This window comes from Pseudarthrobacter sp. HLT1-7, from assembly GCF_059383435.1.
In genome coordinates this window covers 17,454-37,249 of the sequence record NZ_JBWZCH010000015.1, presented here as the reverse complement: position 1 = coordinate 37,249, position 19,796 = coordinate 17,454, and the positions used below count along the sequence as shown (strand labels likewise).

18 protein-coding genes and 1 pseudogene are annotated in these 19,796 nt (G+C 67.5%); 7 read left to right on the top strand and 12 right to left on the bottom strand.

The genetic code is table 11. From position 1 onward, the window contains the following. The first annotated feature begins 40 nt into the window (after positions 1–40). The 4 genes from tatC (at position 41) to AC50X6_RS14065 (ending at position 6,725) form a co-directional block, all read left to right on the top strand. Positions 41–835, top strand: a complete 795-nt coding sequence (gene tatC / locus AC50X6_RS14080) for a twin-arginine translocase subunit TatC (protein WP_494966882.1) — start codon at positions 41–43, stop codon at positions 833–835. Between the two features lie 24 nt (positions 836–859). Next, a complete protein-coding gene (locus AC50X6_RS14075) occupies positions 860–3,742 on the top strand; it encodes a DEAD/DEAH box helicase (protein ID WP_494966822.1) in 2,883 nt (960 codons plus the stop codon). Positions 3,743–3,897: 155 nt separating this feature from the next. After that, positions 3,898–5,541, top strand: coding sequence for an amidohydrolase (locus AC50X6_RS14070; RefSeq protein WP_494966821.1), 1,644 nt, complete (start codon positions 3,898–3,900; stop codon positions 5,539–5,541). Between the two features lie 425 nt (positions 5,542–5,966). Next, positions 5,967–6,725, top strand: coding sequence for a polyprenol monophosphomannose synthase (locus AC50X6_RS14065; protein ID WP_494966820.1), 759 nt, complete (start codon positions 5,967–5,969; stop codon positions 6,723–6,725). Between the two features lie 102 nt (positions 6,726–6,827). Here AC50X6_RS14065 and AC50X6_RS14060 read toward each other — a convergent pair whose 3' ends face one another. The 4 genes from AC50X6_RS14060 to AC50X6_RS14045 all read right to left on the bottom strand — a co-directional run bounded on the left by AC50X6_RS14060 (position 6,828) and on the right by AC50X6_RS14045 (position 10,085). Further along, positions 6,828–7,175 (bottom strand): RNA polymerase-binding protein RbpA, encoded by a 348-nt coding sequence (locus AC50X6_RS14060; protein WP_326967673.1) that lies wholly within the window; start codon positions 7,173–7,175, stop codon positions 6,828–6,830. Between the two features lie 324 nt (positions 7,176–7,499). Continuing rightward, positions 7,500–8,516: an SPFH domain-containing protein gene (locus tag AC50X6_RS14055; RefSeq protein ID WP_494966819.1), complete on the bottom strand. Its 1,017-nt coding sequence runs from the start codon at positions 8,514–8,516 to the stop codon at positions 7,500–7,502. A 99-nt stretch (positions 8,517–8,615) separates the two neighbouring features. After that, entirely contained in the window at positions 8,616–9,077 is a 462-nt protein-coding gene (locus AC50X6_RS14050; RefSeq protein WP_494966818.1) for an NfeD family protein, read from the bottom strand. A gap of 144 nt (positions 9,078–9,221) precedes the next feature. After that, positions 9,222–10,085, bottom strand: a complete 864-nt coding sequence (locus AC50X6_RS14045; protein ID WP_494966817.1) for a methyltransferase domain-containing protein — start codon at positions 10,083–10,085, stop codon at positions 9,222–9,224. A 130-nt stretch (positions 10,086–10,215) separates the two neighbouring features. Here AC50X6_RS14045 and AC50X6_RS14040 point away from each other — a divergent pair. Then, a pseudogene (locus tag AC50X6_RS14040) lies at positions 10,216–12,312 on the top strand (S9 family peptidase). 19 nt (positions 12,313–12,331) lie between these two features. Here AC50X6_RS14040 and AC50X6_RS14035 read toward each other — a convergent pair. Beyond that, entirely contained in the window at positions 12,332–13,003 is a 672-nt protein-coding gene (locus AC50X6_RS14035; RefSeq protein WP_494966816.1) for a peptide deformylase, read from the bottom strand. Positions 13,004–13,012: 9 nt separating this feature from the next. Continuing rightward, a complete protein-coding gene (locus tag AC50X6_RS14030; RefSeq protein ID WP_494966815.1) occupies positions 13,013–13,996 on the bottom strand; it encodes a hypothetical protein in 984 nt (327 codons plus the stop codon). Positions 13,997–14,062: 66 nt separating this feature from the next. Between AC50X6_RS14030 and AC50X6_RS14025 the strand changes: the two genes are divergently transcribed. After that, entirely contained in the window at positions 14,063–14,467 is a 405-nt protein-coding gene (locus tag AC50X6_RS14025; RefSeq protein ID WP_494966814.1) for a nuclear transport factor 2 family protein, read from the top strand. 18 nt (positions 14,468–14,485) lie between these two features. Here AC50X6_RS14025 and AC50X6_RS14020 read toward each other — a convergent pair whose 3' ends face one another. From AC50X6_RS14020 to AC50X6_RS14005, 4 genes are all read right to left on the bottom strand, one after another. Beyond that, on the bottom strand, positions 14,486–15,658 hold the full coding sequence (locus tag AC50X6_RS14020) for an FAD-dependent oxidoreductase (RefSeq protein WP_494966813.1): 1,173 nt from the start codon (positions 15,656–15,658) through the stop codon (positions 14,486–14,488). Then, a complete protein-coding gene (locus tag AC50X6_RS14015; protein ID WP_494966812.1) occupies positions 15,651–16,364 on the bottom strand; it encodes a class I SAM-dependent methyltransferase in 714 nt (237 codons plus the stop codon). Before AC50X6_RS14015 ends, AC50X6_RS14020 begins: the two co-directional genes overlap by 8 nt. An 18-nt stretch (positions 16,365–16,382) precedes the next feature. Beyond that, positions 16,383–17,624 (bottom strand): type III polyketide synthase, encoded by a 1,242-nt coding sequence (locus AC50X6_RS14010; protein ID WP_494966811.1) that lies wholly within the window; start codon positions 17,622–17,624, stop codon positions 16,383–16,385. 322 nt (positions 17,625–17,946) lie between these two features. Continuing rightward, a complete protein-coding gene (locus AC50X6_RS14005) occupies positions 17,947–18,159 on the bottom strand; it encodes a hypothetical protein (RefSeq protein ID WP_494966810.1) in 213 nt (70 codons plus the stop codon). A gap of 375 nt (positions 18,160–18,534) precedes the next feature. On the opposite strand from AC50X6_RS14005, the gene AC50X6_RS14000 reads away from it, so the two are divergent. After that, positions 18,535–18,756, top strand: coding sequence for a hypothetical protein (locus AC50X6_RS14000; protein WP_494966809.1), 222 nt, complete (start codon positions 18,535–18,537; stop codon positions 18,754–18,756). 136 nt (positions 18,757–18,892) lie between these two features. Here the strand turns inward: AC50X6_RS14000 and AC50X6_RS13995 are convergent, their stop codons facing one another. Then, positions 18,893–19,090 (bottom strand): hypothetical protein, encoded by a 198-nt coding sequence (locus AC50X6_RS13995; protein WP_494966808.1) that lies wholly within the window; start codon positions 19,088–19,090, stop codon positions 18,893–18,895. A gap of 100 nt (positions 19,091–19,190) precedes the next feature. Further along, the gene (locus AC50X6_RS13990) at positions 19,191–19,667 is read right to left on the bottom strand and encodes a VOC family protein (RefSeq protein ID WP_494966807.1); all 477 of its coding nucleotides are present in this window, start codon (positions 19,665–19,667) and stop codon (positions 19,191–19,193) included. Between the last annotated feature and the right edge of the window lie 129 nt (positions 19,668–19,796).

Sequence of the window (19,796 nt, the reverse complement as noted above, 5' to 3'; positions counted from 1 at the left end):
GGCAGTATCCATGAGCCGCCGATCGAACCCCGAGGGGAGGATGGCGCTCCTTGACCACCTGAAAGAGCTGCGGAACCGCCTCTTCAAATCGGCGATCGCCGTCATTGTGGGAACCGCGGCCGGCTTCTTCGTGTACCAGCCGATGCTGGCCGCACTGATCAAACCGATCCGTGACCTGAACCAACATGAAGGCCGGCAGGCGTCGCTGAACTTCGACGGCGTCGCCAGTTCTTTCGACCTGATGATCCAGGTCTCCGTGTTCCTGGGCCTGATCGTGGCCAGCCCGGTCTGGCTCTACCAGCTCTGGGCATTCATCGTCCCCGGCCTGCACAAGAAGGAACGCCGGCTCGCGCTGTCCTTTGTCGCCGCGGCCGTACCGCTCTTCATCGGCGGCGTACTCCTCGCCTGGCTCGTGCTGCCCAACGCGGTGCGGGTCCTGACCGACTTCACGCCCTCGGGCGGCTCCAACTTCATCAGCGCGCAGATCTACCTGTCGTTCGTGCTCAGGCTTCTGCTGGCCTTCGGCATTGCGTTCCTGCTGCCGGTGGTGCTGGTCGGGCTCAACCTGGCCGGGATCATCAAGGGCAAGCAGCTCGTCAAGAGCTGGCGGATCACGGTCTTCCTCGTCTGCCTGTTCGCCGCCATGGCCGCCCCGGGTGCGGACGCCATGAGCATGTTCTACCTTGCCGGCCCCATGCTGATCCTTTTCTTCGCCGCCATCGGCCTGTGCCTGCTGAACGACCGGCGGCGGGAACGCCGAGCCGTCAAGCGTGCCGCGGAAACCGAGGCCACCGCGGACCAGCCAACTCCCAGCTCCGAGCTGGAGAACCTCTAGCCGTTCGCGCATTAGGCTGGAAGCATGTCTTCACTACCCGGGCCGGAATCCCCGTCCGAACGCTACCGTGCCAGTGCCGAGCGGGCCGCCGAAGCCAGGACTTACCTGGGCGGATTCATCAGTACTCTTGCATTCGACCTCGATGACTTCCAGCGCGAGGCCTGCCTCTCGCTGCAGGCCGGCCGCGGAGTCCTCGTGGCCGCCCCCACCGGGGCGGGCAAAACGATCGTCGGGGAGTTCGCCATCTACCTGGCCCTCCAGCGCGGGCTCAAGGCCTTCTACACCACCCCCATCAAGGCCCTGAGTAACCAGAAGTACGCCGAACTGGCCGAAAAGTACGGCGCCGCCCAGGTGGGGCTGTTGACCGGTGACACCAGCATCAACGGCGACGCGCCCGTCGTCGTGATGACCACCGAGGTGCTCCGGAACATGCTCTACGCGGAGTCCGATACCCTGGACGACCTCGGCTTCGTCGTGATGGACGAGGTCCACTACCTCGCCGACCGCTTCCGCGGCGCCGTCTGGGAAGAGGTCATCATCCACCTGCCCAGCGAAGTCCAGGTCGCCTCGCTGAGCGCCACCGTGTCCAACGCCGAGGAATTCGGTGCCTGGCTTGACACCGTGCGCGGACAGACCGATGTGATCGTCTCCGAACACCGCCCCGTTCCGCTCTGGCAGCACGTTATGGTGGGACGGAAAATCGTGGACCTCTTCGCCGGTGACACGAGTTTCGATGAGATTGCCCCGGCCGGAAACGCCGGACTCGCGGTGACCGCGCCCACCGCCGACCCCGGCACACGCCCGGGCTTCGAGGTCAACCCGGAACTGCTCTCAATGGCGCGGGCCGAAAGCCAGATGAGCTTCCGCGGGCGCTTCGGCCACGGCGGGCGCAGCCAACGGCGCCAGCAGCACCAGCGCGAGGAACCGCAGGACGGACCGCGCAGCCCGGTCCGCAAGGCCAGCCGCCCCCAGGTCATCGCGAGCCTTGACCGGCAGGATCTCCTGCCTGCGATCACCTTCATCTTCTCGCGCGCCGGCTGCGACGCTGCCGTCGCCCAATGCGTCTCCGCCGGACTGTGGCTGACCACCGAGAAGGAACAACTTGACATCGCCCGGCGCGTCGACGAGGCCGTGCAGGACATCCCTTCCGACGACCTGGACGTCCTCGGCTTCTGGAGCTGGCGCGACGGCCTGCTCCGGGGCCTTGCCGCGCACCACGCCGGTATGCTTCCCACCTTCAAGGAAGTCGTGGAAAAGCTCTTCGTCGGCGGCCTCGTCAAGGCGGTGTTCGCAACCGAGACTCTGGCGCTTGGCGTCAACATGCCGGCCCGGTCCGTTGTGCTGGAGAAGCTGGACAAGTTCAACGGCGAGGCGCACGTGAACATCACAGCGGGGGAGTACACCCAGCTGACCGGCCGCGCCGGCCGCCGCGGGATCGACGTCGAGGGCCACGCCGTGGTCCTCTGGCAGCCCGGCACCGACCCGGCCTCGGTCGCTGGCCTTGCCTCCCGGCGGACCTACCCGCTGAACTCGAGCTTCCGTCCGACGTACAACATGTCCATCAACCTGCTGGCCCAGTTCGGCCGTTCCCGGGCGCGGGAGATCCTCGAGTCCTCCTTCGCGCAGTTCCAGGCGGACCGCTCCGTAGTGGGACTGGCCAGGCAGGTGAAGGGCCGAGAGGAGTCCCTTACCGGCTTCAGCCGGTCGATGACCTGCCATCTGGGTGACTTCACCGATTACTCCCGGCTGCGGCGGGCGCTCTCCGACGCCGAAAGGAGCGCCTCCAATACCACGTCCCGGGCCAAAAAGTCCCGCACCGAGGATTCCCTGAGCCGGCTGCTGCCCGGCGATGTGGTGGATGTGCCCACCGGCCGGGCGCCCGGCCTCGCCGTCGTGCTCAGCTCCGACCACCACTCCCGCGAGCCCCGGCCCGCCGTGATGACTTTGGACAACCAGCTGCGGCGGATCGGCAGCCAGGACGTCGAAGGCCCGCTCGCGCCGATAGCCCGGATCCGGATCCCGAAGTCCTTCAACGCCAAGGTGCCCAAATCCCGGCGGGACCTTGCATCCTCGGTCCGGAACGCCATCCGGGACAACCGCCCGCCCGCGCCGCCGGGCCGGGACGAGGACTTCGGCCGCGCCGCTGCGCTGCCGGACCAGGAGAAGAAGATCGCCGAACTGCGCCGCCAGCTCCGCGCTCACCCTTGCCACGGCTGCAGCGAACGCGAAGACCACGCGCGCTGGTCCGAACGCTGGTGGAAGCTCCGCCAGGAAACGGACGGACTGGTCCGCCAGATCCAGGGCCGCACCAATACCATCGCGAAGACCTTCGACCGGGTTTGCGGGGTGCTGGGCAACTACGGCTACCTGGAGACCTCCGACGCCGGTGTGCTCACCATCAGCCCGGACGGGCAGCGGCTGCGCCGGATCTACGGCGAGAAGGACCTGCTCATTTCGCAGTCCGTGCGGATGGGCGCCTTCGCTGATCTCGACGCCGCCGAAATTGCGGCGCTGGCCAGCATCCTGGTGTTCCAGGCCAAGCGCGAGGACCGCGGACTCCGGCCCAAGATGCCCAGCGTCTCGCTGGAATCCGCGATCGATACCGTGGTGCGGGAATGGTCCATCCTTGAGGACGTCGAGGAAGCCGCCAAGCTGCCGCTCACCGGTGAGCCCGAACTGGGCCTGGTGTGGCCGATCTTCAAGTGGGCCAAGGGACGGCACCTCCAGGAGGTCCTCAGCGGAACGGACCTTGCAGCGGGTGACTTTGTCCGCTGGGTGAAACAGGTCATCGATCTGCTGGACCAGCTCGCCAAGATCCCGTCCCCGGACCCGCGCGTCTCGAGGCTCTGCGGGGACGCGATCAAGCTGGTCAAGCGCGGCGTCGTCGCGTATTCCTCGGTGGCCTGACGTCCGCCGGGCACTGACGTCCGCCGGGCACTACCGGCCGCCGGGCACTACCGGCCGCCGGGCACTACCGGCGCTGCCGGCCCGCCCGGAACCATCCGTCCGCTTCGAACACCGCCGGCGCTGCGCCGGCCCCAGCTACAAGGAGCCCCCGCACCATGACCGATTCCCCGGCCACCACTGCACCGCGCCAGGTGACGCTCTACCGCAACGGTTCGGTCTACACCGCTGCCGACCCTTTTGCGACCGCGCTGCTGGTCGACGGCGACACCGTCGCCTGGGTCGGTTCCGAGCAGGCCGCCACGTCGATTGCCGATTCCTCCATGAACGTCGTCGACCTGCGCGGGGCACTCCTGGCACCCGGATTCGTCGATTCCCATGTGCACCTGACGGAGACCGGGATCGCGCTGGACTCATTGCAGCTCGGCGGTGTCCGCTCCGCCCGGGAACTGCTCGACGCCGTCGCAGGTTCCGCGGCGCCCGGCACCGTGCTGGGCCATGGCTGGGACGAGACCCTGTGGCCGGACCCGGCACTGCCCACCCGCGAAGAACTGGAACGCGCCGCCAGCGGCCGGTTGGTCTACCTCTCCCGCGTGGACGTCCACTCGGCACTCGTATCTTCGTCACTGGCGGCGGCGGCCGGCCTCGAAGACCTCAACGGCTTCAGCGGGGACAGCCAGGTTAAGCGGGCCGCGCACACCGCCGCCCGGCTCGCGGCCCGGCGGTTGCCTGCTGCGGCGCTCCGCGGCTACCAGCAGCAGGCCCTGGCCGAAGCTGCCGCCAACGGCTATGTGGCGGTGGCCGAGATGGCCGCTCCGCACATCGGCAGCATCGAGGACCTCCAGCTCGCCGTGGCCTGGAACGCGGGGCCGGACGCGGTTCCGGAGATTCTGCCCTATTGGGGCCAGCTGGCCGGCTCCGCGGAACAGGCCCGGTCCATCCTGGACGGTCTCGGCGTGTCTGTGCTAGGCCTCGCCGGGGACCTGAACATCGACGGCTCCATCGGTTCGCGGACAGCGGCCCTGCGGGCGGACTACAGCGATGCTCCGGGGGAGCGCGGCAGCCTGTACCTCTCCGTTCCGGAAGCGGCCGCGCACCTGGCGGCGTGCTCGCTGCTGGGGATCCAGGCGGGCTTCCACATCATCGGCGACGCCGGCCTTGACGCGGCGCTGGACGCACTGGACCAGGCGTCGGCCGCCGTCGGCGAGCAGAAGGTCCGCGCCGCGGGCCACCGCTTCGAGCACGTCGAGCTGGCCGATGCGAACGCCATCAGCCGGCTGGCCAGGTACTCGGTGACCGTCAGCGCGCAGCCGTGCTTCGACTCCGCCTGGGGCGGCGTGGGCGGGCTCTACGAGCAGCGCCTCGGCTCCCGCCGCACGGGCATGAATCCCTTCGGCTCCTTCTACGCAGCCGGCGTGCCGATCTGCTTCGGCAGCGACAGCCCGGTGACGCCGCTCCGGCCGTGGTCCAGCGTGCGCGCCTGTCTGCAACACAACAACCCCTCCGAACAGATCTCCGCCCGCGCCGCCTATCTGGGCCACACGCGGGCCGGCTGGCGAGCCGCGCGCTACCGCAACCCGATGGCCGGCCAGCTGGTTCCCGGGGCACCGGCCAGCTTCGCCGTCTGGGAGGTCGAGGAACTCATGGTCCAGGTTGCCGACGGCCGCGTCCAGTCCTGGAGCACGGACCCCCGTGCCCGGACGCCCCTGCTGCCGGCCCTGGACAGGGGTGCCGACCCTGCCTGCCTGCTGACCGTCGGGGACGGCCGCGAACTGTTTTCCAACGGTACCCTCGGCGCCTGACGGCACGGAAAGTTGCGCCGCCCCGACGGCTGTCCTGACCTGCGGCGACGGATGAAACGGCAGGTCACGGTCCGGTTGACAGATCATGGCGGGCCCGTACCATGGAGGGGCACGGAGAGTTGCGCACAGCGCAGGCTCCGGACGTCCCCCGGCCATATCCAGGTTGCCGCACGCGCGGCAGCCGGAAAAGTTGCGGCCATGGGTGTTCCCAGGGGGCGGGTCCACTTCGCAGCAGAAAACGGTCCCGGCGGCGCTTCTCGCGCCCTGCCGGAACTGGCCCGTGGCGGGTGGACCTGCCCACGGAACCGAATGCGGACTCGAATGCGGGCCCGAAGGGTCCGGCGACTCCCTATAATGGGGAGTTGCGCCTGCTCTCGGCTATCGGGCTTGCGCTCTGACCGCTCCCTTCAAGGAAAGGCCTCGCTGTGCGTGTCCTCACGATCATCCCCACCTACAACGAGCTGGAATCGTTGCCCAAGACTCTAGGGCGCCTGCGCGCGGCCGTGCCTGGCTCCGACGTCCTGGTGGTCGACGATAACAGCCCCGACGGCACCGGGCAGCTCGCGGACCGCATCGCCGCCGAGGACAGCCAGGTCCACGTCCTGCACCGTGAAGGCAAGGCCGGCCTCGGAGCCGCGTACATCGCCGGCTTCCGGTGGGGCCTCGACGCCGGGTACGACATCCTCGTCGAGATGGACGCCGACGGCTCGCACCAGCCGGAACAGCTCCCGCAGCTGATTAAGGCCGTGGAGCAGGGCGCCGACCTCGCCATGGGCTCGCGCTGGGTTCCCGGCGGCAGCGTGGTCAACTGGCCCCTGTACCGCCAGGCGATCTCGCGGGTGGGCAGCACCTACGCCCGGCTGATGCTCGGCCTCCAGATCAAGGACGTCACGGGAGGCTTCCGCGCGTTCCGCCGGAGCACCCTGGAGAAGCTGAACCTCGACGCCGTCGACTCGGTCGGCTACGGCTTCCAGGTGGACCTCGTCTGGCGTGTCGCCAAGCTCGGACTGACCATCGTGGAACGCCCCATCACCTTTGTGGAGCGCGAACTCGGCGACTCCAAGATGAGTGGAAATATCGTGGTCGAAGCCATGATCAACGTCACCAAGTGGGGTCTCGCCGCCCGCTGGAACACCCTCGCCGGCAAGCTCCCCGGCAAGCACACCGGTGCGGCCGGCAAGTAAGGCCCAAAAAAAGCAACGCGGGGTCACTTCCAGCCCATCCGGTGCATCAGGATGGGCTGGAGGTGACCCCGCGTTGCTTGATACGGCGGCTGCGCCGGCTGCCTAAGCCGAGCGGCGTTCGCCGCGGCGTTCCCGCAGGATCGTGAGACGGTCTTCGAGGATCTGCTCCAGTTCAGGGAGGGAGCGCCGCTCCAGGAGCATGTCCCAGTGCGTGCGGACGGCTTTCTCGTTGCTGTTCACGGGGCGTTCGCCGTCAACCAGCAATGCTTCCCTGCCTGTCTTCGACACCCACAGCGGGGGGATCTCCGCTTCGGAGGAGAAGGTCACGAATACCTGCTCGCCGTCCGCGCAACGGTACTCAACGCGCTGGCGCGGAGCCGGCTCGACACCGGATTCGGTCTCCATGCTCTGTGCGCCAAGGCGCATACCCCGCAGGCTGCGATCGCTCATCTTTTCTCCACTCTATTCGGTTCGCAGGGTCATGCCCTGCGCTAGCCGGGCGCCGTGAGGCCTCGCCGGACTACTGTTTGCATCGCGCTGCATCGCTCGAAGTAACCGGAGTGATACCGACGAATCATCACTGGATTAAACGCTTTGCGAGGCCTAATTGTTCCGGCCGGTTGAACCAGCCGGACAAATATTCAACTATACGGGAACAGTGCCCCCGGGTAAAGCCTGCCAGGCCGTTTCCGGCGGCTGCCGGGCACGGACAAGGGGCGGCGCCCGCCTGTGCGGGTGCCGCCCCTTTCCTGCGGGATCAGGTTCCTTGCGGGATCAGGCCTCCGGCTTGGCAAGGAAAGCAGCAGCGCCGGCTGCTGGCGCGGCTCCCGGCGCCGGCGAAGCCGCCGGGCTCACCGGGGCCTTTGGCTGTGCGGCGTCCGAGTCCGGACCGAATAAGCCATCCGCGGGCTGGCCGGGCTTGTGCCCGCCAATGGCGTTGCCGATTCCTTTGAGTGCTTCGCCGACCTCGCTCGGGATGATCCAGAGCTTGTTGGACGTGCCCTCCGCGATCTTCGGCAGTACCTGAAGATACTGGTATGCGAGGAGCTTCTGGTCCGGATTGCCCTTGTGGATGGCGTCGAACACCTTCTGGATTGCCTGGGCTTCGCCGTCGGCCCGGAGGATCGCGGCCTTCGCGTCACCTTCGGCCTTCAAAATCGAAGACTGCCGCTGGCCCTCAGCGGTGAGAATGGCGGACTGCTTGGTGCCTTCCGCGGTCAGGATGGCGGCGCGGCGGTCACGCTCGGCGCGCATCTGCTTCTCCATCGAGTCCTGGATGGAGTGGGGCGGATCAATGGCCTTGAGCTCCACCCGGGAGACACGGATGCCCCAGCGGCCGGTAGCCTCGTCCAGCACGCCGCGGAGCTGGCCGTTGATCTGGTCCCGGGAAGTGAGGGCTTCTTCGAGGTTTAGTCCGCCGACGACGTTGCGGAGTGTGGTGGTGGTGAGCTGTTCGACCGCCTGGATGTAGTTGGCAATCTCGTAGGTGGCCGCCCGGGCATCGGTGACCTGGAAGTACACCACCGTGTCAATTGAGACCACCAGGTTGTCCTCGGTAATCACTGGCTGCGGCGGGAAGGAGACCACCTGTTCACGCAGGTCCAGCAAGGGCAGCAGCCGGTCCACGAACGGGATCAGGATTGTGAGGCCGGGGTTCAGCGTGCGCTGGTACTTGCCCAGCCGTTCGACGACGCCGGCCCGCGCCTGCGGGACAATCCGCACCGAGCGGACCAGCACGATTATTACGAACGCAACGAGCACCAGCAGCACAATTGCGACTGCGATATCCATACATCACCTTTTCCCCAGATATGTGGTCTAACTACGGTTTGCGGCGATGTCCCGCCGCGATCCCGGTGCCGGTCGCGGCCACGGGAAACTCTGCGCGTGCTATTGGACCGCCGTCTCCGGCTGCGGGGCAACAACGGCGGTGGCGCCGTCGATCGCACTGACCACGGCGCGCTGGCCGGGGGCAAGGAGGCCGGCTTCCGAGCGGGCACTCCAGATGTCGCCGCCGATTTTGACCAGGCCGCCGCTTGCGCTGACGGGTTCCATGACGAGGGCGGATTCACCGATCAGCCGTTCGATGTTGCTGCGTTGTTCCGCCGGTCCTTTGTGGAGGTGTTTTAACGCGACGGGCCTGACGAAACCGATCATGAGCAGGGCCACTACGCAGAAAGCAACAGTCTGGAGCCAGAAGTCCGCGCCGGCAAAGTCGGCAACGAGCCCGGCCAGGGCGCCGCCGCCGAGCATAATGAAGAAGAGGTCGAGGGTGAGCATCTCCACCACCGCAAAGGTGAGGAAGACAGCGAGCCAGAGTGCCCACAAATTTTCGGCCAGCCATTCAAACATTTGTTCCCCCTTCGCTCCCGGGAGCTGCGGTGCAGACCCTCAGTTACTGTGAGTCCATCCTAAGCCGAAGGGCAAGGCGTGCCGAGGGCAGCGGAAATTTGGCGGCCACTGTGGCCAAGTCGTTACCTCGCGGGCGACGCAGATTCAGGGACGCGGCTCGAAAACGCTAAGCCGGAAGCGGGCTGACACGCGGGTCAGCGGCGGCAGGCCCGCCGTCAGGGAGGCCAGGGATCCGCGGTCCAGATGGTGCCCGGCCGGCCCCATCAGAGCAAGCCTGGCGACGTCGTCCGGACCCAACGAAAGCTGCAGATCCAGTTCATTGGTGGTCAGCGCGGAGAATGAACCCTCGAGTGCGGCGGTGAGCCGCTCATCCTTGGCGGGTTCGATCCCGAGCATGCCGGTCTGTCCGGCGACCTCCGCAAGGTGGCCGGGCCGGGGCGTGACGACAATGAGGCGTCCGCCGGGGCGGAGCACTCGGGCGAACTCCGCCGCATTGCGGGGTGCGAAGACCACCATGGCCACGTCCACGGCGTCGTCGGCTACCGGCAGCGGCTGCCAGACGTCGGCGGCCAGATTCACCGCCTCCGGGTTCAACCTGGCCGCCCGGCGAAGCGCGAATTTCGAAATATCCAGCCCGATGGCCGTGGCCGGCCTGCCGTCCGCCACCATCCGGTCCAGCACCGCCCGGAGGTAGTGGCCGGTGCCGGTCCCGGCGTCGAGCACCAGCGAACGGGGCCCGGCCAGGGCCGGCGCCGCTAGCGCCGCCACGGCTTCGGCGAGGGGACGGTAGTGGCCTGCGGAGAGGAAATCGAAGCGTGCCGCGACCATGTCGGCCGCGTCCGCTTCGAAGACCGTCCCCTTGCCGACCAGGAAGTTAAAGTATCCCTGCCTGGCGGCATCGAAGCTGTGGCCGGCCCGGCAGAGGAGCCTGCGGCCGTCGTCGTCGCTGAGCCTGAGGCTCCCGCGGCAGACCGGGCACAGCAGGGAGGCAGCGGAAGCGGGGAGCATAGGGTCCATCCTAGGGCGGTCGCGGGGCCGGCTCCCGGGGCGGTCGAGGGAAGGGACGGGCGGCCGCCGGGGACAGGCCCCCGACGTGAGCTATTTCACTGTCTACGAATCAGGGGCTAGGCTCGCAAGCGTGAAATCTGAACTTCTGCCGTTGCTGAATTCCGTCTCTTCTCCCGCCGTGCATCCGGACGGGTCCCGGGCCGTGGTGTCCGTGACCCGCCCCGATTTCGACGCCGACGCCTACGTGGGCCAGCTATGGAATGTCCCGCTGGCCCCGGGCAGCGGACCGCGCCGCCTGACGCGGGGATTCCGGGACACAGCGCCGGACTTCTCGCCGGACGGGCTGGTGCTGGCCTTCCTGCGCGCCGCCGCGGGCGGCAAACCCCAGCTGTACGTCGTCGAGTCAGCCGGCGGCGAGCCGCAGCAGGTGACCCATGCCCGGCTGGGGGTTTCAGCGTTCGCGTGGTCACCCGGATCGCACAGCATTGTGTTCAGCGCCCGGACCCCGGAGCAGGGCCGTTACGGCACTATCGACGGCGTCTCTGCCGGCGCTGAGAATGCCCGGATGATCACGGACTACCAATACCGGATGAACGGCGTCGGCTACACCGCAGACAAGCCGCTGCAGCTTTTTCTGGTGCAAATCCCGGACCTCGACGCGGAACCGAAGGTCGCGCCCACAGGCCGGGCGCTCAAGTCACGCAGCGCACCGGCCGTCGGCGAAGCAGCGTTCGGCGAAGCGGCGCACGGCGAAGCGGCGGACGATGACAGCGGGAATCTGCTGCCGGCCGCGGCTCAGCTGACAACCGCCGCAACGGACCACAACAGCGCCAGCTTCAGCGCGGACGGGCAGAGCATTTACTTCACCGCCGCGCTGCACGAGGGCAGCGACTCCGATCTGGCCAGCGGCGTCTACCGCATCCCGGTTGGGCAGGATGCCGGGGGAGGGGAACCACAGGCGGTCTCCCCGGCCAACGCCGGCCGGCAGACCGTCACCGCGGCGCGCGAGTCCCGGGACGGGAAGTGGCTGTTCTTCCTCGCCCAGGAACTCGGCGAGTCCGGCCAGGACTTCGTGGCCCGAAACACCGGGCTGTATGTGATGCCGGCCGCGGGCGGGGATGCCACGGTGCTGAGCGACATCGAAACCATGGACCTGAACGCAACCGGCCGCATTGAGCTGCACGGTCCGGACGGCGCCCTGCTGATGAACACGGCGCAAGGGACCGTCGAGCTGCACCAGTTCGCCGCCACCGGGACCCATGAGGTCCTGGTGCACGGAGACCGCGTGGTCGCCGGTGCGGCCTCGGGCGGCGGGTCGCTGGTGCTCAGTTTCAGTGACTCTGCCACCGCCGGGGACGTGGCGGTGCTCGACGGCGGCGGGTTGCGCCTGCTGACGGATTTCTCCGCAGCGCTGCGCTCCGAGGCCGGGATCATCGAACCACAGGAGCTGGCTCTCCCCTCCGCAGACGGGTATCCCGTCCATGGCTGGCTCGTGATGCCGGCCGGCCAGGGACCGCATCCGGTGCTGCTGAACATCCATGGCGGACCCTTCGCTCAATTCACCGGGGCACTCCTGGACGAGGCGCAGGTCTATGCCGGGGCGGGCTACGCCGTGCTGATGTGCAATCCGCGCGGATCGGCCGGCTACGGCCAGGCGCACGGGCGGGCCATCAAGGAGCAGATGGGTACGCTGGATATGCAGGACGCATTGTCTTTCCTGGATGGCGCCCTCGGGAAGTTCGGGGAGCTCGACGCCGGCGCCCTGGGCATCATGGGCGGCTCCTACGGCGGCTACCTCACCGCCTGGACCATCAGCCACGACCACCGTTTCCGGGCGGCCATTGTGGAGCGCGGTTTCCTGGACCCGGTCAGCTTCACCGGCTCCTCCGATATCGGCTGGTTCTTCGGCGGTGAGTACACCGGACGCACCGCGGAGCAGATGACAGCCCAGAGCCCGATGGCGCGGGTGGATCAGGTCCGCACCCCGGCCCTGGTCATCCACAGCGAGGAGGACCTGCGGTGCCCGGTGGAACAGGGCCAGCGCTACTTCACCGCCCTCAAGTAGCTCGGTGTCGAGGCCGCGTTCCTCGTCTTCCCGGGCGAAAACCATGAGCTCTCACGGTCCGGAACCCCGCACCACCGGCGGGAGCGATTCGACCACATCCTGCAGTGGTGGGCCCGCCATCTCCCGACCGCGGCGAATCCGGCGCCTGCCCCGCAGGCTTGAGGCGCGGGCCTCTGCGCTGCTACGCGCCCGGAACGGCGGGCAGGAATCCGAGACCCTCCCGGGCAAGTTCGATATCCGGCTGGGCCCAGCGGGCGGAGTACTCGGCGTTGCTGCTGATGGAGCGCAGCTCGGCCCGGTCCAGGTAGAGGATCCCGTGCAGGTGATCCGTCTCGTGCTGGACGATCCGCGCCTGCCAGCCGGTGAAGTCGCGCTGCGTCCGGGTTCCGTCGGCGGCGGTGTAATCAAGCCGGACGGATTCGGGCCGGGACACTGCCGCCTGCAGGCCGTTCAGGGACAGACATCCCTCGTAGAACGCCGCGGACGAGAGGCCCAGGGGCTGATAGCCGGGGTTCAGCATCGCGAAGAAGTCGAGCGGTTTCCTGCCCCGCGTGGCCGCGACGTCGGCGTCGACCTCAACCTGGTCCTCCAGGACAGCGAGCTGCAGCGGAATGCCGAGCTGCGGGGCGGCCAGTCCGACGCCCGGCGCCTTGTGCATCACCCTGCGCATCAGATCGATCAGCTGGCCCAGTTCCGCGTCGCTCAACTGGCCGCCGAACGGCACGGCGACGTGCCGGAGGACCGGATGGCCGGCCTGGACAACCGGCGGAAGCACGCCGGCCTGGAGAATCTGCTGGACAGTTTCATGGATGCGGGCGGCGCTGAAGTCCGTGGGCTTGGCCTCTGTTGACATGGCATCAGACTACTGGCGTCCGCAGGCCATGCTGACAAACTCGTAAATGCGTCCCCGTAGCAGTGCGCCCGCGTCGATCTTCAGGACGCCGTCCCGCCCGCCGGCATGGACCCGGAGCGGCAACAGCGTCCCTACTTTGTCCTCGGCGACCGAATGCGGATCGCAGCGCGCGGGCCGGATCCCCAGCCGGAGTTCCTGGCTCCTCCCGCCCGGGACCACCGAAACAGAGCGCGGCCACGGGGCGGCGGGGTCTTCTTCGAGCAGGGTGGTGCCGTCAATCCGGTCGATCGTCAGCGTGCCGGCCGCGCCCGGGTTTACGGCGCCCGGGGTGCTCCGGGGGGCGATGGCAAGACGTACGACGGCGCTGCGGGAATCGGCGGATACCTCCAGTTCCGGTTCCAGCCGGATGGCGGCGACTGCGGCCGCCGCCTGTGCGAGGCACATTTCCGCGTTGTTCCGGGCGAGCACACCGTACGGATCGGCGGCGGGCAGGGTGGTGGCGGGTCCTGTTCCCGGGGCCGCCGCCGTGTGGAGGGTCACCGTTGCGCCGCCCGGCGACTGGGCTGTCCGGGTTCCGCACGCCGGTGCGGGGAGCTGCGCCGCAAGGATCTTGGTCTGGCCGGGCGGGAGGTCGATTCCGCCAGCCGGAGGCTGCCAGGCGATGGTTGCGGCGAAGAGTGCGCTGCCCAGCTCCGCTCCCAGGACTGTCAGTGCCCCGGGTGTGTTGTTGGTGAGCTGGATTGCGACGATTTGCTTGCCGTAGTTGTCACGGAGCTGGTTGATCTCCGCGCTGACGGCGGCAACTGCCGCCGGCGCTGATGCACCTGCGCTGCCGGTTCCGGAACCTTCACCGTTGCCCGCGCTGCAGGCGGCGGCCACAGCAAGGAGACCCAGGGCGGCGGCAGTTCTGAGTGCCGTGGCCCCGACCGTCGTGCGACGGCGAGCCGGGCGTCCTGCTATCCGCCGTCGGACATTGTGGATGCAGCTGCGCATGCGGCCAGTGTATTCCTGCTTCAGCCCGCCGACTCGGTTCCAAGGGACATCGGCTAGTCTCAGTCCATGACGCCACAGACACCTCTGGACTGCGTACTGGGCCTGTTGCGGGCCATCGAAACGGGCGGCGGGGCGGAGAAAATCGGCGCCTTCCTCGCCGCCGACTTCATCCTGACCGAGGCTCCCCATCTGCTGGCCCCGCAAGGGTCAACCCGCAACCGCGCGGAGGCCCTGGCGGGAGCGGACACGGGCGGGCAGGTCGTTTCCGGGCAGCGCTTTGACGTGCGGCGGACAAGCTGTGACGGCGGCCGCGTGGTGGTGGAGGCGGAGTGGTCTGCAACGCTGTTGATGGATCTTCCGCACTGGGACGCGGGCGAGGAAATCCGGGCCAGGACCGCGTCGGTCTTTGAGGTGCGGGACAGCAGGATCATCAGCCAGGACAGCTACGACTGCTACTACACAACGGTTTGAGGCTGCCTGCCGGGCCGGTCAGTGCATGGTGAACCGGCGGGCCGCGAAGGCGTTGACTGCGGGAAGCGCGGCGGCCGCCGCAATGGCGCGGTTCCGCACCCGCAGCGGTCCTCCCGCCAGGGGCCGGCCCAACGCCATATTTAGCTCGGACTGCCCTGCCGCCCTGGCGGCCGCGCGTTGCCGGCTCCGCTCGAAGTCCCGCAACCCGGCGGCCACGGCGGCACCCTGCAGCCAGTCGCAGACGAGCGGCGCCAGAGCGACGGCGTCGAGCCAGCCCAAATTCATGCCCTGGCCGCCGATGGGGCTGACCTCGTGCGCGGCGTCCCCGATCAGCACGGTGCGACCGGTGACCATGTGCCGGACCAGCCGCGAACGGGCACCGAAGCCGCTGAGCATGCTGTTGCTGCCCGGCTCGACGTCGATTCCCGTCCGTTCCCGGACGCACCCCGTCAGCCACCGCGCGTCCATGCCGGATCCGCCGCCCGCGTGGCCGACGTCGGCAGGGCCGCCGTCAGGGCTACCGTCCAGCCGGACCACCCAGCGGCGCAGCCCACCGGGCAGTGGAAACGACTCCACGATGCCGCCGGGTGCCAGGAACAGGGCCGCGTCAGTACCGAAGCCGGTGCTGTCGGCGAAGTCGCCCATCAGGTAGCGGTCCGGATAGTCTTTGGCCCGCACGGCCGTACCCTGCTGCGTCCGCACCGCTGAGCGGACGCCGTCGGCGGCGATCACCAGCGCGGCCGAATACCGGACCGGACCGGCGGTTGAAGTGCCTTCCACCGTGACCCGTCCGCTGTCCTCACGCATGCCGGTGAACCGGACGCCGCGGTGCACGGCCCCGGAATCGAGCTCCCGGACACGTTGTTCGAGGACCGCCTCGGTGCGCGTCTGGGGGAGGGACAGGACGAACGGAAAGCTGTCCGACACGCCGTCGAAGGTCATTTCGGCGAGCAGGTCCCCACCGCCGACGGCGACACCGCGTCGGATCGGGACGCCCTGGCCGATCAGTTCCCGGGCGACGCCGATCCGCTCCAATGCCTCCAGCGCCGGCGGATGGATGCCTATGGCCCGGGAGTGCCGCTCACTCCCGGTGCGCTGTTCGAGCACCCGGACGCTCACTCCGCTCTGCAGCAATAGGGCCGCCATGAACAATCCCACCGGTCCGCCGCCGATGATCAGTACTTCAGCCACCGGGAGCGCCTGTGTCGGGACTCTTGTCGAGGATCAGCAGGTTCCGGTAGGGGGAGGTGCGGGCGACCAGCCAGCCCGGGGGAGCGGCGGTCCGCAGCTCGGCCGCGGTGTAGCTGCGCCGGATCGAGGTGAGCCCATCCTGCCTGATGTAGGACCCGGTGAACGGCCATGATGCTGCGAAGAACAGCGCATAGGCAACCGGACTGCGCCGGAGGTCGTTGTGGATGACGCGGCCGTGGCAGAGCGCCGCCGACTCGGCAAGGAAGGCCGGCAGCGCGTCGGCGGCGAGGTGGTGCAGCACATGGTTTGACACAACAAAGTCATAGCTGTGGCCTTCGCTGGCGAGCTGGGACGATGTCGCCTGCCGGAAGTCCACGCCTGCGGCGGAGTTCCGTTCCGCGGCGAAGCGGCTGGCACGCGGGTCCGGGTCGATGGCAGTGATCTGGAGCCGGAGTCCATCCAGCGCGGCCCAGCGGGACAGCATGACCGGCACATCCCCGCCGCCGCAGCCGATGTCCAGCAGCGTGGTGGCGGAGCTGTCGCGGAGCCGCGGCCGCAGCTGGCTCAGATAGATGCCCCGCCAGCCGGACACTGCCCGGTTGACCAGCGCGAACTGCGCATAGGTGCGCTCCAGCCGAACCGGGTCGCAGCCGGGCCGGTCCATTTCCTCGACGGCGAATGCCGCACGTTCCCGCAGGAGTTCCATGGTCTTCAGGCCAGCGTCCTAGGCCAGCGCGGATTCCGGCTGGGCAGCGGCCTCCGCTGCAGGAACAGAACCGTCGTCCCGTTGCCCGTCGTCGAGTTGTCCGTCGTCGGCGCGGCGCGGACTCCTGATCTTGGTAAACAGGGCCGTTTCCACGGTCAGTCCTGGCCCGAAGGCCATGGAACAGATCCGCTCATCCCCGCCGTCGTCGCCATCCGCGGGCGGCAGATCCAGGATATGCCGGAGCACGAACAGGACGGTGGCGCTGCTCATGTTCCCGAAGTTGCGGAGAGTTTCCCGGGCCGGGACCAATTGCTCGTCGCTCAGATCCAGCCTGGACTGCACCTTGTCGAGGATGCTGCGGCCGCCGGGATGGATGGCCCAGTGCCGGATATTGCGATAGGGGAGTCCGAGGAGGGAAACTTCCCGGGCGAGCAGGGGTTCCAGGGCGCCGATAATGTGGTCATCGATGATGTGCGGGACATAGTTTCCGAGGACCATCTCGAAACCTTCGTCGCCGATATTCCACGCCATGGATTCCTCACCCACCGGGGTGAGGACCGTCTCGAAATGGTCCAGCTGCATGAGCGCCGGTTCGTTCGGGACGTTCCTCGCCGTGATCACGGCCGCAGCGGCGCCGTCGGCGAACAAGGCCGATCCCATGATGGTGTCCGGATCGTTCGAGGTCCTGACGTGGAGGGAGCAGAGCTCCGCGCAGACCACAAGGACGACGGCGTTCGGGTCCGCCTCGCAGAAGGACTTGGCGGCGCGCAAGGCAGGGAACGCGGCGTAGCAGCCCATAAACCCCAGGTGGTAGCGCTGGACGGCGGGGTTCAGGCCCAGGGCCCGGACAATTTTGTAGTCAGGACCGGGGTTGAAGAATCCGGTGCAGGAGACCGTCACGAGGTGAGTTATGTCAAGTAAGTCGATGCCGGGGCAGGCGTCCAGTGCCTTCCGGGCGGCTTCGATGAAGAGCTTTGTTGCCTCGGTGGCGAAAATTTCGTTGCGGACCTTCGTGCTGGGGCTGAGCAGCAGGCCGGTGCCGGAATCGAAAAACCGCGGATTCTCCGCCCGGCTGTCTCTGGTCAGTTCCTCGACGGCCGTGTACCGGGTGTCGATGGCAGCCGAGTCAAAGCAGGTGGCAACGAGGCGCGTTCCCAGCCTGGTCAGGCCCGGCTGGGCAGCAAACACATCACGGGCTTCGGTTTGGATCAGGACAGTTGGCGGAACAGCAGTTTCCAGGGACCTCAGGTAGACCGTCATGGTTCATTCTCAGTGAGGCTGCCGGATAAGACAATGGACCAACCGGCACAATAGCTGCGCCACGGCGGTGAACCGCGCTGGCGACCCCGGGTTTCGCAGCCCTCCCGGCGCGCCTGCCCAAAACGCCGATAATCGACATTATGTAAAGTAACAACTTCGGACACAAAGCCCGCCTTGGTTTCATTGAACTTACAAAGGCCGTATGGGCACTGACCCTGATCCTTGCCCGTGGACTCCGCGGCCGCGGCATCACCGAAGGATATCGCCCAGGCCGTGGTCGGTTAAATTGCCTCCCATTGGGTCAACGGCCAGGTCATCTACGTCAACAACGGAATAGGGTCAGCTTCACGGCGGTGCTCCGTGACGCCGTCGGCAGCGGCGAAACCTCAGCCCATCCGCCGGCGCAGAACTTTCCCTTGTGCGGACAGAGCGCCTCCCCTGCTTCCTCGATCCGGATGATGTCGGTGCCCAAGAACGAGATCTCCCGCCAGATGGCGGCCGCACCCAGGAACCGGCCTGTGTGCTGCCCGGTCATGCGCTATCGAATGGCGACGTGTCGGTGCCCTGTACGGTGCGTGGGCCTTCGGATGCTGGCCGATCACTTCGCCGTCGACACCGCCGGCCTTCGGCACGACGCTGTGCCGGCACCTGCCGCCCCGGCCCCTTGCAGGACTGCCATTCTTTGCTTCGCAATGACGGGCCGAAGTTTCGACGGCCGAACGGGACAGCTTGTGCTCGAGGCATGCAGTGCTGCAAATCTCACTCTGGATATGTATATTGTTGGAGTCCCCGCAACTGCAGATCCGGCAGGGACCCGGAGCGATTCGAAGCATCCGTCCATACCCATTCCTAGCCCTGTGGGCGCCGAATCGGGTGTGTTACTTTTGCGGACCGATGAAAGGACATGAATATGGCTGTATCTGTTGAATTGGGCAAAGCACTTGACAAAGCCTTCGAGAACTCGACCCTGGAGGAAGTTCTCGCTGCACCGCCTTCAGCCCTGGCCGGACTCACCGAAAAGCACGATGAACTGCTGGCCGGCATGGGTATCAAAACCCTCCGTGACCTTGGGAGCAACAAGTTTTTCGCTACCGCCGGTGTGCTGGTAGCCCTCGCCGGCAAGGCCGGATGATCGGTCCGTATTAGGCGGAATTTAGGCGGAACGCCCGCTGCAGGAAAGGTCCGGCCGGCCCTGAACCCGGCCGGACCTTTGCTGTCTGTCGCATCAGTCAACTCGGCGAAACCCTGGCTGCATGGCAGCCGATCGGTCAGGCGACAGGCATCACTTCTGGCAGTTCGGCCAGACTGACGCAAATTCCCCCGACGCCGGCAGCACCGGAGGAATGCCCCCTGCGCGACGGCGGATTGCAGACCGCTGACCAGAACAGTGAGCGCGATGTCGCGCCGCCCAGGCAGCGGTCCATCAGCGCCTCGACCCCGCTCTCGGCGATGATTCCTTCGGTCACTGCGTTCCGGGCGGCTCCAAAGAGGCCCCGTCCGACGTCGTCAGCGTTCCCGACAGCGTTCCCGTCAGCGGAAGCGTTGCAGATCCGGTCCGCTTCCGGCTTAGCGCCCTTCGTAGGCGTTCTGCAGGGCTGCGATGTCCAGCTTCCGCATCCCCAGCATCGCCTGCATGGCGCGCTGGGAACCCAAAGGATCGGGGCCGCCAATCAGTTGGCCCAGCACGGACGGAACGACCTGCCAGGACACGCCGTACCTGTCCTTCAGCCAGCCGCATTGGCTTTCTGATCCGCCGTCGCTCAGTGCCGACCAGTAACGGTCCACTTCCTCCTGCGAGGAGCAGTCGATCACGAACGAGACCGACTCGTTGAATGTGAACGCCGGTCCCCCGTTCAACGCCGTAAACGTCCTGCCGTCAATTTCAAAGCGGACGGTGATGGCCTGGCCGGCTGGTCCGGGACCGCCCTCGCCATAGCGGGCGACGTCGAGCACCCTGGCGCCGTCGAAGACAGACACATAGAACCCGGCAGCATCCTCCGCCTGATGATCGAACCACAGGCAAGTGGTGATCTTTTCGCTCACAGCACACCGTCTTCCGTTCGGCCGGTCCCGCAAGCCGACAGCTGGCGGCCATCCGGGATTGAGGCGAGCCTAGTCGTGCGCGCTTGGCGGCACAACGGCTAGGCGCACAGTCCCGGGAATGGGCGCCGG

What these genes read in the sequence shown, in the direction of transcription:
- AC50X6_RS14050 (WP_494966818.1), bottom strand. Translation starts at nt 9,077, where the DNA reads ATGTTTGAATGGCTGGCCGAAAATTTGTGGGCACTCTGGCTCGCTGTC.
- AC50X6_RS14075 (WP_494966822.1), top strand. Translation starts at nt 860, where the DNA reads ATGTCTTCACTACCCGGGCCGGAATCCCCGTCCGAACGCTACCGTGCC.
- AC50X6_RS14015 (WP_494966812.1), bottom strand. Translation starts at nt 16,364, where the DNA reads ATGGAACTCCTGCGGGAACGTGCGGCATTCGCCGTCGAGGAAATGGAC.
- AC50X6_RS14025 (WP_494966814.1), top strand. Translation starts at nt 14,063, where the DNA reads ATGACGCCACAGACACCTCTGGACTGCGTACTGGGCCTGTTGCGGGCC.
- AC50X6_RS14070 (WP_494966821.1), top strand. Translation starts at nt 3,898, where the DNA reads ATGACCGATTCCCCGGCCACCACTGCACCGCGCCAGGTGACGCTCTAC.
- AC50X6_RS14000 (WP_494966809.1), top strand. Translation starts at nt 18,535, where the DNA reads ATGGCTGTATCTGTTGAATTGGGCAAAGCACTTGACAAAGCCTTCGAG.
- AC50X6_RS14060 (WP_326967673.1), bottom strand. Translation starts at nt 7,175, where the DNA reads ATGAGCGATCGCAGCCTGCGGGGTATGCGCCTTGGCGCACAGAGCATG.
- AC50X6_RS14030 (WP_494966815.1), bottom strand. Translation starts at nt 13,996, where the DNA reads ATGCGCAGCTGCATCCACAATGTCCGACGGCGGATAGCAGGACGCCCG.
- AC50X6_RS14005 (WP_494966810.1), bottom strand. Translation starts at nt 18,159, where the DNA reads ATGACCGGGCAGCACACAGGCCGGTTCCTGGGTGCGGCCGCCATCTGG.
- AC50X6_RS14010 (WP_494966811.1), bottom strand. Translation starts at nt 17,624, where the DNA reads ATGACGGTCTACCTGAGGTCCCTGGAAACTGCTGTTCCGCCAACTGTC.
- AC50X6_RS14035 (WP_494966816.1), bottom strand. Translation starts at nt 13,003, where the DNA reads ATGTCAACAGAGGCCAAGCCCACGGACTTCAGCGCCGCCCGCATCCAT.
- AC50X6_RS14055 (WP_494966819.1), bottom strand. Translation starts at nt 8,516, where the DNA reads ATGGATATCGCAGTCGCAATTGTGCTGCTGGTGCTCGTTGCGTTCGTA.
- AC50X6_RS14045 (WP_494966817.1), bottom strand. Translation starts at nt 10,085, where the DNA reads ATGCTCCCCGCTTCCGCTGCCTCCCTGCTGTGCCCGGTCTGCCGCGGG.
- tatC (WP_494966882.1), top strand. Translation starts at nt 41, where the DNA reads ATGGCGCTCCTTGACCACCTGAAAGAGCTGCGGAACCGCCTCTTCAAA.